Below are 13,751 nucleotides of genomic sequence, written 5' to 3' on the forward strand. Positions count from 1 at the left end.
TGTCTTATCCACTACCTATCACTACCTATCTACTGCGCCGAGTGGCGTAGTCAGTCCATCCAGGCTGACACGATTTTTCGTCTGGCGATAGATGTTCAGTCCGTCTTCGCCTTTCTGGCTGGCCCAGTCTATGAGTTCATTGCGCTGCCCTTCGTAGCCAAAGCGGGGAACCCCCATACCGCAGGAGGTCTGAACTTGGGCAACCTCAACGTGGAGGATTTGTCGAGCGCCGGACAGCGGCGGGAACAGTGGGTAAAGCGTGTCCCATTCGGGAGATCGCGGCAAAATCGTCGTGCCCTGGCCGTAAATCCGCAGAATCAGCGGCGGCCCCTGAAAGGCGCAGAACATCAGGGTAATACGACCATTTTCCTGGACATGGGCAGAGGTTTCATTGCCGCTGCCTGTGAGATCCAGATAGGCGACCCGATGGGGCGACAAAATGCGAAAGCTGTCGAGTCCTTTGGGGGACAGGTTAATATGCCCTTCGGCGCTAAGCGGGGCGCTGGCAACGAAGAAGATTTGCTGCTGGGCAATAAAGTCCTGAAGTTTGGGCGTGAGAGAGTCGTATTGCTGGGCCATGGGAGTGGGGGCGATCGCCCGGATTGCAAGAGAACGGCCGCCATCCTAGCGCGTTCTTGCGTTGCCATACGCCACCCAATCGGGGCACTTGAGCAAGATGGACGGCCTACAGCAACGCTCCAGAATTTTTCAGATAAGAATAAACCTGCGACAGCACTTGCCGCGCCGGGTTAAACGTGATTTTTTTGACAGCATCATCGTAGGGCAGCCAGGCGTAGTCTTTGATTTCCTGGGGCTGACAGGTGACGATTTCCGACTTCACCAGCGCAGGGAAGTAGGTCACGGTTTTGTCGATGGGCTTTTTGTCACGCATGAAGCGATAGTGTTCCATAAAAGCGTCTTCGCTAAGCAGGTCGTAGGCGGTGATGCCCGTCTCTTCTTCAAACTCGCGGCAGGCAGCGGCGATCGCCGTTTCGCCGGGGTCGGCGTGTCCTTTGGGAAAGCCCCAATGCCCAGCGTGGTGCTGAATCAGCAAAAACTTGTCGCCGTCCTCCTGGCGCAAAATAGGCACAATGCCAAAAGCCTCGTCTTTCATAGCAAGTTCAGTCGTGTGGGAGTCAAGCCTGGCCGTTTGTCCAGAATGCTTGCATCACAGTGTAATCGATGCGGATTCTAGGATGTCGTATCTTGCGACAGAAAAATGCACCCCAGTCTTGTAGTTCTGAGGTGCATTCATAGGCTTGGGGGTATTGAGAGCAGCGTAATACCAATCCTCCTAAAGAGCGCTGCGAATTGGACTGCCGGAAGCCCTGCTAGCACCTAATGGGCAATCCAAAATCGCAAATCCATAGTATTGCTCACCTGCTCCAAACCCGGAGATGGACTAGACAAACAGCCCTGCGTTCACTTGGGCAACGCTGAAGTTTTTCAGAATGGCAATCACATCACTGCCTGCGCTGATCGTGGCTTCGCGGTTATTCCCCGTCACCGTGAGATCGGCAAAGGTCAGACCACCCGTCAACTGGATGCGGTCGTTTCGCCCAAAGCGATTGAGGGTGGCCACGCCGCTGCCTGCCCCTAATACGAAGCGATCGCTGCCGCTGCCCGTATTGATCACGTCGTTACCAATGCTGACGATCACGTTATTGCCTTCGCCCGCGTTGATGGTGTTGTTGCCCGTGCCCCCGTAAATTGTGTCGTTGCCTGCACCCGCAAAAATCAGGTCATTGCCCTCGCCGCCGTCGATCAGGTTAGCGCCTTCGCCTGCATAAAGGCTGTCGTTGCCTGCGCCGCCGAGGATTTCGTCGTTGCCCGCGCCTGCATAGACCAAATCATTGCCATCGCCCGCCAGAATCAGGTTGTTGCCTTCTCCGGCATAGATTTTGTCATTCCCGGCATTGCCGTAGATCGTGTCGTTGCCCCTGCCTGCATACAGGTTATCGTTGCCGTCGCCGCCGTAGAGTCGGTTGTTGCCCTCGCCAGCGTACAGGCTGTCGTTGCCTGCGCCACCGTTCAGCACGTCGTCGCCGTTGCCTGCGTAGACCGTATCATCGCCATTGCCCGCATAAACGCGGTTATTGCCATCGCCCGCAAAAATGGTGTCGTTGCCGTCAAGACCGTAAAAGATTTCAGTAGCGCTAGTTCCATTCAGGCGATCGCTGCTGCTAGTGCCCCGAATCACAGGCACAGTGCCCCTCCCGCTGGCAGTGGTAATTTCGTAAGTGGTGGTAGTATTGCTGACTTCGTTAGTCACAACCAGCAGCGGTTTCCCGGTGGGACTGTCTTCGGCGGCAACAAACGCCAGTCCTTCAGGGGATACATCGCCGGGGGTATTGATGTACTGCACAAAGGCGGGGCTATTGGGGTTGGTGACGTTGTAAACCATCACTCCACCTGTGCGCTCTAGCCCGATGAAAGCGTAGGTTTGTCCGTCGATGATGCCCGTTACTACGCCTTCGGGTTCGGGGCCTTTGTTGTCGCTGCGGGTGTCGAAGGTGTTTGCGGTGCCGTTGGAGTTAAACAAATCTGGGACTTGGACAGCGGTAATCTGTTCCAACTGGTCGCCACTGTCGTAGACCAAATCGCCGCTGGCGTTCCAAATCGAGAAGGAGCGTGCGCCAAACACATAGATCTGGTCAAAGTCGTTGTCTCCGTCCGGATTGCCCAAAGCATTGGTGACCGTCAGTCGTCCCAGATTGGCAGCAGATTTGAGGATGGTGGCACTGGGGAAAGCGGTCGGGTCGAGGCGATAGCTGTTGGCCCCGACGCGCACTTCTTCAGCAAAGCCTGGGTAATCGCGGGCATCGCCTTCGTTGGCGGTGATTAGGTAGGTCTGCCCGTTAATGGTAAAGCTGGCGATCGCATCGGGTTGATACATGCCGAACACAGGCCAGTTTTGGATGTTGATGCCCCCATCGCGATCGCTCGCATCCAGTCCATTCCCTGGCAAGCTGTGGTCTTTGAAACCCAGAGGCTTGATTTCTTTCACCGTTGCCGTTTCCAGGTCAACAATTGCCAGGGCGTTATTTTCTTGCAGCGTCACCCAAGCCGTTTTGGAATCGGGCGACACGGTGATGTATTCTGGCTCCAGGTCTTGGGCAACAGTCGCATTGGGCCCAAAGATCCGCACTCCAGCAGCCACTAGCGCATCCTTCGCTGCATTAAAGGCAGAAAAGTCAGCCGTTTTGACACTGCTCTGATCGATCCGCAGCACACCCTTTGACAGGTCGATAATGCTAATCGAGCCTTCTGGATCTACAGAGTCGGGCTGGTTATAGCTACTTGGCTCGCCTTCGTTGGCGACGACGATCTTTTTGCCGTCGGGGGTAAAGGTGAGCATATCAGGCAGTGCGCCAACGGTGACGGAGTTCAGCAGGTTGCCATCTAGGTCGTAAAACGCGACGAAGCCCGGAGCCTGCTTGCTGTCTCCGTTTTCGATAGCAACAGCAATGATGCCATTCTTGACAGCAATGCTGTTGGCAATTCCGAAGGCAGACGTGTCGATAGTTTTTACCAACGTCGGTGCGGCAGGGTTGCTGACATCCAGCACCTCTAACGCGCTGGTGCCTGCCACCACGTAGAGGCGCCGTGTGGTTACGTCGTAGGCCGAGATTTCTGAACCTGCACCTTGATAGGTTCCAAGGGTTGAGAGTGTAATTGTCATAATCTTCGTAAAAATTAGAACTACGGTTGAAAGATCTACGCAAATTTACTGAGCTTAGAGATGGCCGTTTCTGCAAAGCTGTCTCAAGCGCACGCCAAAATCCGAGGACTGCAAAAGCAATCCTATAAATGAGAGCAACTGGGACAATCTGAAATCGGATGCACGGTCTGATCAGCAGATCGTCACCCTGATTCAGTCGTCATATTTCTGAGGAAATACTTAGCTAGAAAATAACATCGGTCTTTTCGCGGGCCCGTGTATTCCTAAACACAGGAGCCAATAAGACTGTGTAAAGTAATACTTTTTATGGCTATAGTCACTTTACATTGGGACACATTAGGACACAAATGTTGTTGTAAGGTGGCGCTTCTGCCCCAACAACAACGTCTTAAGGGGCGTAGAGCGCTATGGCTGGAGCTTCGAGTCCTGGGGATCAATTTGCTCAGAGAATGGGTCAGGACTCTTGCCATGCGTCATGCTGCCTTAGGCAAGTGCTGGGAAAGTAGAACGCTGCGATCGCAACGCCTGCACTGTCTGCACCACCGCCGCGCCGGCCTGCTCGATCTCTGCGTCGGTATTAAAGCGCCCAATGCCAAACCGCAGCGAGGCGAATGCTAAGTCGGGCGATCGCCCAATCGCCGTCAGCACATGGGAGGGCGCGATTTTTGTGGAACTACAGGCCGCACCGGAAGAAACTGCGATTTGCGACTGCAACGCCAGCAGCAGCGCCTGTCCGTCTACGCCTTCAATGCTTAGATTCAGGTTGCCCGGAAGCCGCCGGGTGGGGTGGCCGTTGAGATACACGCCGCCCAGGGGTTGGATTATGGAAAAGAGGCGATCGCGCATTTCCGTCACTCTGGCCGACTCCGCTTCCCGACTCTCCAGCGCCAGTTCCACCGCCTTGGCAAAGCCCACAATCTGTGGCACATACAGCGTCCCCGACCGCATCCCCCGCTCATGCCCGCCGCCGTGAAGCTGCGCCGCAAGCTGCACCCGTGGGTCGCGCCGTCGCACATACAGCGCCCCAATGCCCTTTGGCCCGTAGACCTTGTGGGCCGTCAGGGACATCAAATCAACCTGCATCGCCTGCACGTCTAGCGGAATTTTGGCGATCGCCTGCGCGGCATCCGTGTGGAACAGCACGTTGCGTTGATGACAAATCGCGCCAATCTCTTCCAGCGGTTGCAGCACGCCGATTTCGTTATTCGCCGCCATCACCGACACCAGGATCGTATCAGGCCGGATTGCCTCTTCTAGGGCGGCTAAATCCACCAAGCCGTCGGGCTGCACGCCCAGCCGCGTAATTTCAAAGCCCAGGGATTCCAGATACGTACAGGGATCGAGGACGGCGCTGTGTTCCGTTGTCAGGGTGATGATATGTCGTCCCTGAGAAACATAGGCTTCCGCCACGCCCTTGATTGCCAGGTTGTTGGCTTCCGTTGCGCCGCTAGTGAAGATCAGTTCTTCAGGGGTCGCGTTGATCGCGGCGGAAAGGATGGAGCGCGATCGCCCCACCGCCGCCTCTGCCTCCCAGCCGTACTGGTGCGTCGTGCTAGACGCATTGCCAAAATGCTCCGTGAAATAGGGCAGCATCGCCTCCACTACTCGCGGATCAGCGGGCGTAGTCGCATGATTGTCGAGATAAATCGGGCGATGGGGCATCAGCCAATAATTCCTAACAAAAGGCTTTTCAAAAAAGCTGAGCCAGAAGCGATCCCCCCTTCACCCCCCTTAAAAAGGGGGGAATGTTCAGCAAAGCCCCCTTAGCAAATGAGGAATGCCTAGCAAAGCCCCCCTTAGTAAGGGGGGTTGGGGGGATCTCTTCTACACCAGCTTTTTCACTTTGTCGATGATGCCCACGGGGTCGATGCCCTGGTGGGGGAACTGTTCCCATAGCCCACCACAGCCCTCTTCGTGCGTGCCGTAGTAGGCAAACTTCGGCGTGTAGCCCCGCTCCAGCAGCCAGGACCCAAAGCGGCTGCCCAGCCCTGTCCGGCGGTTAAACGCCTCCACCACCATCACAAACGGCGACTTGCCGATCTTCGCCATCGCGTCTTCGTCTATCACGTTCAGCGTAGATTTATTAATCAGCCCCACATCCAGCCCTTCTTGCTTCAGTCGCTCCACCGCATCCAGGGCGCGATAGACCGCATCGCCCACCGCGACGATATAGCCCGCCGTGCCCTCGCGCACCACCTCGTCTTTGCCAGGGACAAACGTGTAGTTGCCGCCGTAAAGCTCATTGCCGCTGCTGTCGAGCAAAATCGGTGTCTTGGAGCGGGTCGAGAAGATGAACCGCAGCCCCGGATCGAAGAAAATCGCCTCGACGCAGGCCTTCATCTGGTTGGCATCGGCAGGGAAGTAGAGCTTGGTATCATAGCCGTCGTCCAGCCCGTTGTCGGCAAAGAAGTTGTTGATACCAAAGTGGCAGGTGTTGTCTGCCATGTCGTCGATGCCGGAGTGCGAGAAGTGGCACAGCAGGTTGGAATAGTTCAGCCGCGCCATCGTGATTTCGGAAATGCACATTTCCAGAAAAGCGGCGAAGGTGGCGAAGATGCCCTGCTTGCCCTGTTCCATACCAAAGCCCGCTGCCGCCGATAGGTTGCCCCGCTCCATGATGCCGGAGGGAATGAACACTTCTGGGTAGGCATCGTGGATTTTCTTCAGCCCACAGGAGCCTTCCAGATCGCTATCGACCACCAGCACCTTTTCTTTGCGCTCGGTTTCGCTCATTTTGGCCAGCATTCCATTCACCGCGTCGCCAAACACGTTGCGGTTGGAATCCCATTTATCGCTGATGCCCAGGAAGGTGTAGTCCTGCTTGGGCTTTTGGATGCCGTTGAGGTGGGCGACGGCGGCGCTGTGGCCGCGGCTTTCCAGATATTGCAGCGCCAGCTTCACGGAGATCACGTCGTGTCCGTGGTTCGAGCCTTCTAGCCCCTCGATGCCGGGGCACATGGGGCGCTTGCAGATGACGGCGATCGGGCCGGGGGTGTTCACTGCTTCGCAGATGGCGGCATAGAGCGCGTCGATGTCTTCGCCGTTGACTTCCAGCACTTTGAGTCCGTGTCCTTCCAGGGTGCGCTTGACGCTGTAGCCGGGCAGATATTTAGACGGATGACCGGCAATCGTCACGTCGTTGTCATCAATAATTAGCTTGACGTTGAGGTGTTGGGCAACTGCGAGACGGGCCGCTTCCGCATCGTTGCCTTCCTGCTGGGAGCCATCGGAACCAAGGCAAAAGACCGTCTTGCCCGGATTGGCAAAGGCCACGCCATTCACATAGGGCCACATATGCCCCAGGCGACCGGAGCTAAACTTGACCCCAGGCGTTAGCCCCAGTTCTGGGTGGCCGGGCAGTTTGGAATGGGCCAGGCGATAGCTCATCAACTGCTCGGCGGGCAGGTCGCCATTCAGCGTTGCCATCAGGTATTGCGTGCCCACGCGATGCCCTGCTTCGTCGAAGAAAATGGGGACAAAAGACTCTGGCTTGCCGCGAAACAGCGCGTCCAAAATCATGACTTCGGGCACAGTGTCGTAGGGGCCGCCTGTGTGGCCGCCCACGCCGTGGGCCGCGCCTGTGGCCGTGAAGAAGACGATCGCATCTCGACAAAGCTGGATATTAGCCTGGAGGGCCGCTTTCTGATCCGCCGTCAGGGTAGGCACGGTGGGATCAAGCGTTAGTTTTTGATATGCGCCGAGGTCGATGGGGAAGGTTGCGCCAGTTGCAGTCATAGCGTTTGTCCATAGATTTATGTTGGGGCAGTGCGAGCGATCGCCAGCATTGGAGCGTGGATCGGCTGCTATCGATTTTCCCTGGAGACCAGGGCACTCACCTCACTAGGGTTGATCCTAGAGATAGGGCTACCAGAATGCAAGTTTAGTGGCGAACGTACCCCTGCTGATTAACTGCTCATTAAATTGTTGGTAAATCTGTTTGCGGTTCGTTGGTAAATCTGTTTGTGGTTCAATCTGTCCCCTAGCACTCAAATTTTCAGACCGCTTGGACTGGTTGAGTTTTTTATAGGTTTTCTGTAGGTTTGAATCCATGCAGCCGATGAAGCTGATCACCCATGAAGCGGGTTAGTGAATGAACGGTTGAGTTGGGGATGCATGTTTGAAAGGGCGATCGCCCTATTTTTCAGGGGTCGTATCGTAGGTCAGTTGGTCGGAGACATACCGCTGCGGTTCGACGTGAATTGTCGTTCGCACTGGGCTAAACGCATCTTCCAGTGCTGCTTCGACGGCTTCGGTAATGTCGTGGGCCGTGTCTACATCCTCGGCATTCACCACTAGATGCATTTCGATAAACACCTGCCGCCCTACGACCCCCCGCGAGGCGATGCTGTGGCAGTTCACCACGCCCGGAACTTGGGTGACAATGGCATGAATCTTTTCGGGGGCGATCGCCATTTCATCCACCAGCCAGGGCAAGTTTTCCTTCAAGACCTGCCAACCACTCCAAAAGACCAGCAGCGCCACCGGAAACGCCAGCGCCACATCTAGCCACTGCACCCCCAACACCCACACACCCAACAGTCCAGCCATCACCGTAATCGTCACCCAGACATCGCTCATGGTGTGGCGGGCATCAGCCAGCAGGATAGGGCTGCCAATGCGCTTTCCCACGCGCCGTTCATAAAATGTGACAAAAATATTGATGCCTAGCACCAGCAGCAAGAGCAACAACTCCCAGCCTTCCAAGATCAGCGGTTCGCCACCGCCCAAGATGCGAGTGATGGCCCCCTGCAAAATTTCAAAACAGGCAATTCCCAAAAATGCGCTGATCCCCAAGGCCCCCACCGCTTCAAACTTTTGATGGCCGTAGGGATGACTGCGGTCGGGATAGGGAGACGAGAATCGACTGGCGACCAGCCCCAGGATGTTGTTGGCGGAGTCGGTGACGCTGTGGAGCGCATCGGCCAGCAGGCTGAGGGAACCCGTCAAAAATCCCACGGTCGCCTTTAGCACCATCACCAGCAGATTCAGTCCCAGCGTGATCAGCAGGACGCGGCGCACGGTGGCGCGATGGTCTTGGCGAGTCATAGGCGGTACAGTAGGCAGGAATTAGGCAGAAATTACGCAGAGATACTAACGCGCTTTGGCGTACTTTGGACGTTGAGGCGCTTCGAGAAACGTAACGCTCTGGCAAGGGGCGATCGCCCGCTGACCACCTGCTGATTGTTATTATGAGGTCAATCTTGTAACCAGATGAAAACTCTGACTACAAACCCAAGCTCTCTGGTTGTCAGGCTTTGCGCTGAGTTGCCCTCCAACCCTCAACGGAGCAACGATTCTTGTCTTGCTATCAGTTGCTATCAGTCTTCTAAATCGGGTTACTAGCCTCTCCGTACAGGGTAAATCCCTGCCAGCACAGGTTTTACTGTTCGCACCTCACCATCTGCGCCTGGTCAGTCGTACCTAGCCCGTTGCATCTAGCCCCCTCGCATCTATCCAAGGATCTTCCAATGACGAAGCAAATCATCAAGATCACCGACAGTCGTGCTGTCTTAAAGCGTCGTCCCGCCTATGTCGGTCATCTGCCGCAAAACGAGCAATATAAAGTAGACGCGGGCACTGAGTATGAAATTCAGTCCTACGCCTATGCCGACTCAGCGGGAGATTTTGACGAACACATCAAGTTTGCGCTCAAGGAAGGCAACCTCGGCGGATTCAACACGTGGTATATCTACAATCGCTTTGCCGAAGTGTTGTCGGATGGCGAAGTGGTGTATCCCATCGAAGAGCAAACCGCCGCGCAGATTTTAGAAATCACCCAAGATACGGTCATCAAGCGCCGCCCCGTGCCCGTAGAAGAACTCACTGAAGAAGAAATCTTCAAAGTTTCCAAGGGCATGACCTTTGACCTACATTCCTACGCCTACGCCGATGCCAGCGGTAGCTTGCAAGGGCATATTCGCTTTGCCATCAACAATCCAGAGCAATATATTCGTGGCATCAGCCTGTGGCATGTGTCGGATCAGCAGGCCCAGGTAAAATTTGACGATAGGGTGGTGTATCCGATTCCAGCGGCGGCTCCGGCAGCGGCAATGGCGGCGGCATCTCCGGCGGCGGCACCCAAAACCTTTTCTGGCAAGGAAATCAAGCTTGCTGGAAATCGGGGCACCGTCTATTCTGACCAGCCGATTATCCCCAACGGCTCTTTTACATGGGGCGAGGCGACCCACAACTGCACGCGCCTGCCCCAAACGGCTGAGCATGTGGAGAACATGGTGAAACTGGCGACGCAGCTTGAAAAAGCCCGCCAGCAAATCGGCAAGCCCTTCCGGATTACCTCTTGGTATCGCCCAGAGCCATTCAACTCCAAAGCTGGCGGAGCGCGGCGCAGCCAGCATCTCGCCGGGGGGGCGGTAGATATCGTCGTGCAGGGCTATATGGGGGCAGATCTGGCGAAGATGCTGGTGGGCTGGTGGCCGGGTGGCTTGGGCATTTATGCGGGCAACCGACGGCATATTCTGCATCTTGACGTGGGCGTGAAACGCAAGTGGGGCTTTTGATGACGCAACTGAGATTAAATTTGGTGGAAGGGTCGGTGTCGTTTAACTTTTCGCCAGCAGCCGCGCAGGAGCTAAAGGGGGCGATCGCCACGCTGCTGGAACACCTGAAGGCAGTCTCCGCTAGCAGCACCGGCGGTCGCCCCAGCCCCAAGCCATCTATGGAATATCAGCATACGGGCGAGGTGTTTTTAGAAATTTTCTGCAACCCCAACATCTGGCCCAGTCCCTTTGCGGCGAAGGTGCTGGTGACAGTGCGCGACGACCGCATCCGGCTGACGACCGAAGCCGAACTGACGCGCCTGCTGGAGGATGTGAACGAGTATTTGGGGGTTGAGGGGTAGAGGCTGGATTTTGGATTTTGGATTTCAGGGCTGCTGCGCTGGAGGCGATTGAGTGGCGCTGCGGTTTAGAGGTTGGGTTTTGGGCTTGGGGTTTTGGAAGCCCTACAGAGCCTTGGACAGGCCATCCAAAATCGCCATCCGAAAGCACTAACCCAAGATCCCAAGCCAAGATCTCAACCCAAGATCCCAATCCAAAATCCAAAATTGATTGGTTCCGCATCCTCGCCTCCAGACTAGAAAACAGAAAGGGAGTCCAGCGGTCTGAACTCCCCATTTGAACTGTTGTTTGGGACGCTTGAAAGACTGGAATGCCCAGTCAGTGATCGTCGTCGGCAGCACTCGGAGCCTGCCCGATGCCCAGCGCTTTCTTAGACTGTTTGAGCTGCTTCCAGAGCGATTTAATCTCTTGGTAGGTTTCTTCAGGCGAGAGTTTGCCGTTGGTTTCCAGACCGCACAGCAGGCTGACTCGGTGGGAAAACTCTTGCAGGTTGGCGTTGAACACCAGGTTTTCGGGTTTGACCGGGCCGTAGTAGCGGCTGCGCGGCGCGAAGAAATCAGAGTAATCAGCCATGAATGCCTCCTTGAGGGCTTAACAAGTTCTTAACCTATGGTTAACCTAATTATCCCTAATTTTCAAGGCGATCGCCCACCTCTTAAGGCTTATTCAGGGATCGGGCATGTCATAGGCGCATTGCGGCAAGTCGTTTAGGGCATAGGGCTTGGATAGAAACACGCTGGCCCCCGCCTCCAGCATCCCGTCTCGGTTCAACGCCGTCTCCGACCAGAAGCGTCCTGATAATTATCGAAGGGTCTTTAAGCAGTCTGCACGCGACCGTTAGCTGGCATCTTGGTCAATACCAGAAGTGTTGAATCTTGATGGTAAAACTTTACAAAAAGCACTCTCAAGAGGCGGATTATTGAGAATGGAAGCAATAAGTAGGTCATTACAGGCAGAATTATAGATCTTTTGTACTGGATTCAGCTATGAACTTGCCCTGCTAACATTGCGTTCAACACTTCTGGGTCAATACAAAGTCTTTCTGTAATCATAGGACTTACGCATCTGGAGGATTTCTCGCTGGCTGTGTTCGCGAGAAATCCTTCAAAACCCAGAAGATTTATCGCAGGTGCGTAAGTCCTGAAATAATAGCTTGAAGAAGAAAGATTATGGGAATGCCCTGTGAAGTCAATAGCATCTTAAAGTTAAAGCCTTCTCAAGGCTATCCTTATCAACTTGAGAAGGGAAAGAGATATTCTGCCCAAAAAGAGGGATATAGAATTGTTCCAATAGATGTTCCCATTCCTTTAGTGGATGAGGGTTGGTTTGCTCATGCAGACATTAAAATTCACAAGCTTGTTTGGGAAAACGGAGTTACCAGTATGGATTTCGAGATTGATAGGATATACGAGTCTCCCTTTTTGACCAAAGCTTAGAAGTATGATCAGGGCGCGATGTACAACTGAAGTTGGGGACAGAAAAGTCCAACTGAATGATTCTAAAAATGCGACCTATCTAGACTGAGAGCTAATTTGTAAAGGAGCCTGAAAGCCTTGTTAATCAAGGATTTCCGAGAAACCGCTTTTCCTGGGCAAGCATGACCTCAAAGCCACACATGCCAAGAGTTTCAGGCTTCTTAAGATTTGCTTCATAAATTAGCTCTGAGTGGGGCTAATATTTGGGACTAATATTTGGGACTAATATTTTTATCGAAATTAGTAAAAGTGGCGATCGCGCTTTGAACCCTTGCTGGCGGTCGCTTTAAGTTTCGTTGCAAATCTGAGCCTTTGGCGGGCGATCGCCCTCTTCCTGTGGTTTCTTGAAAGGGAACAAACACAGCCCTGATTTTTCTCGCAGGGTGGCAATGTTGTGATGGGTAGGCAGCAGGATGGATGGGTTTTGGCGATCGCCCCTGGAGTCTGGCAGAAGACGGCTGAACTGGCGCTGGGTCGGGCTGGCGATCGCTCTCTGTATCAGTCTTCTGGCAGTTGGACGAATGGGGCTAGCGCAGCAGCCGACCCATGTTTCAGTGCTGATTCAGGCCTTAGAGGGCACGCAATGGGCCTCGCTCATTCAGGAATTTGAGGCGCAAAATCCCGACATCAAGCTAGACGTGATCGAGGGCCCCAATGCCACCAATCTGGTCGAAGACCTCTACACCTCGTCGTTTTTGCTGGGCGACTCGCCCTACGACTTGGTGTACATGGATATCGTCTGGGTGCCCAAGTTTGCGGCGGCGGGCTGGTTAATGGACTTGAGCGATCGCGCGGCCCAGAGCGACTTCTCAGATTTTCTGACCACCGACATCGACGGCGGCCGCTACCGCGACGGACTATACCGCATTCCCCTCCGCTCCGATGCCGGAATGCTCTACTACCGCACCGACATTCTGGAACAGCTTGGGGCAACCCCGCCCGACACGTTTGACGAACTGCTGGAGATTTCCCGCGCTGCCAAGCAGGCCGGATTGGCGGACTGGGGCTATGTGTGGCAGGGGCGACAGTATGAGGGGCTGGCGGCGATGTTTGTAGAAATTCTGGAGGGCTTTGGCGCGTTTTGGGTGAATCCGGAGACGCGGGAGGTGGGGCTGGACGCTCCAGGGGCGATCGCCGCTGCGGAATTCCTCAAGCGCACCATCGATGAGGGCATCTCGCCACCCGGCGTGACGACCTATCAGGAAAACGAAGCCCTGCGCCTGTTCCAAAGCGGCAACACCGTCTTTATGCGAAGCTGGCCCTACGCCTGGGCGCTCAGCAATACAGAAGATTCCATCATCAAAGGCAAGTTTGGTATCAAGCCGATGGTTCACGCCCCCGGCTACAGCAGCGGCGCATGCCAGGGTGGCTGGGGCTTTGGCATTTCCAAGAGCAGCCGCCATCCCGACGAAGCGTGGCGCGTCATCGAGTTTTTCACTAGCACCGCAGCCCAGCGGCAGTTCATCCTAGAAAGCAGCTACGTCCCCACGAGGCGATCGCTCTTCACCGACCCCGCCATCGTCGAAAAATTCAGCCACTATCCCGCCCTGCTGCCCGTCCTCGACGCCACCGTCCTGCGTCCCCCCATCGGTCAATACGCCCAAGCCTCCGACATCCTCCAGCGCTACCTCAGCGCCGCCATCACCGGCCGCAGTTCGCCCGCAGACGCAATGCAGGCAGCCGCAGCGGAAACCCGACGACTGTTAGGAACGTAGCTTAGAAAACCCAGAAGCCCAG

General features: G+C 55.2%; 11 protein-coding genes. 4 read left to right on the top strand and 7 right to left on the bottom strand.

The window, feature by feature from the left end:
• Nucleotides 1-21: 21 nt before the first annotated feature.
• The 6 genes from HPC62_RS16315 to HPC62_RS16340 all read right to left on the bottom strand — a co-directional run bounded on the left by HPC62_RS16315 (nt 22) and on the right by HPC62_RS16340 (nt 8,728).
• Complete coding sequence (locus tag HPC62_RS16315; RefSeq protein WP_172357398.1) at nt 22-579, bottom strand: pyridoxamine 5'-phosphate oxidase family protein; 558 nt, start codon at nt 577-579, stop codon at nt 22-24.
• A 106-nt stretch (nt 580-685) separates the two neighbouring features.
• Complete coding sequence (locus HPC62_RS16320; protein ID WP_172357400.1) at nt 686-1,114, bottom strand: bis(5'-nucleosyl)-tetraphosphatase; 429 nt, start codon at nt 1,112-1,114, stop codon at nt 686-688.
• A gap of 288 nt (nt 1,115-1,402) precedes the next feature.
• Complete coding sequence (locus HPC62_RS16325; protein ID WP_172357402.1) at nt 1,403-3,682, bottom strand: choice-of-anchor I family protein; 2,280 nt, start codon at nt 3,680-3,682, stop codon at nt 1,403-1,405.
• Between the two features lie 483 nt (nt 3,683-4,165).
• Nucleotides 4,166-5,344, bottom strand: coding sequence for a cysteine desulfurase family protein (locus HPC62_RS16330; RefSeq protein WP_172357404.1), 1,179 nt, complete (start codon nt 5,342-5,344; stop codon nt 4,166-4,168).
• A 162-nt stretch (nt 5,345-5,506) separates the two neighbouring features.
• Entirely contained in the window at nt 5,507-7,417 is a 1,911-nt protein-coding gene (locus HPC62_RS16335) for a transketolase C-terminal domain-containing protein (protein ID WP_172357406.1), read from the bottom strand.
• A gap of 399 nt (nt 7,418-7,816) precedes the next feature.
• A complete protein-coding gene (locus tag HPC62_RS16340) occupies nt 7,817-8,728 on the bottom strand; it encodes a cation diffusion facilitator family transporter (protein ID WP_172357408.1) in 912 nt (303 codons plus the stop codon).
• A gap of 422 nt (nt 8,729-9,150) precedes the next feature.
• Here HPC62_RS16340 and HPC62_RS16345 point away from each other — a divergent pair, with 422 nt between their 5' ends.
• The gene (locus HPC62_RS16345) at nt 9,151-10,200 is read left to right on the top strand and encodes a D-Ala-D-Ala carboxypeptidase family metallohydrolase (protein WP_172357410.1); all 1,050 of its coding nucleotides are present in this window, start codon (nt 9,151-9,153) and stop codon (nt 10,198-10,200) included.
• Complete coding sequence (locus tag HPC62_RS16350; protein ID WP_172357412.1) at nt 10,200-10,541, top strand: hypothetical protein; 342 nt, start codon at nt 10,200-10,202, stop codon at nt 10,539-10,541. Before HPC62_RS16345 ends, HPC62_RS16350 begins: the two co-directional genes overlap by 1 nt.
• 316 nt (nt 10,542-10,857) lie before the next feature.
• On the opposite strand, the gene HPC62_RS16355 is transcribed toward HPC62_RS16350, so the two are convergent.
• Nucleotides 10,858-11,112, bottom strand: a complete 255-nt coding sequence (locus HPC62_RS16355) for a DUF7219 family protein (protein ID WP_172357414.1) — start codon at nt 11,110-11,112, stop codon at nt 10,858-10,860.
• Nucleotides 11,113-11,708: 596 nt separating this feature from the next.
• On the opposite strand from HPC62_RS16355, the gene HPC62_RS16360 reads away from it, so the two are divergent.
• Both HPC62_RS16360 and HPC62_RS16365 read left to right on the top strand, forming a co-directional pair.
• Entirely contained in the window at nt 11,709-11,975 is a 267-nt protein-coding gene (locus HPC62_RS16360) for a DUF2584 family protein (RefSeq protein ID WP_172357416.1), read from the top strand.
• Nucleotides 11,976-12,427: 452 nt separating this feature from the next.
• Complete coding sequence (locus tag HPC62_RS16365; RefSeq protein WP_172357418.1) at nt 12,428-13,729, top strand: ABC transporter substrate-binding protein; 1,302 nt, start codon at nt 12,428-12,430, stop codon at nt 13,727-13,729.
• Nucleotides 13,730-13,751 lie beyond the last annotated feature (22 nt).

The organism is Thermoleptolyngbya sichuanensis A183 (genome assembly GCF_013177315.1).
In the GTDB taxonomy this organism is placed as follows: domain Bacteria; phylum Cyanobacteriota; class Cyanobacteriia; order Elainellales; family Elainellaceae; genus Thermoleptolyngbya; species Thermoleptolyngbya sichuanensis.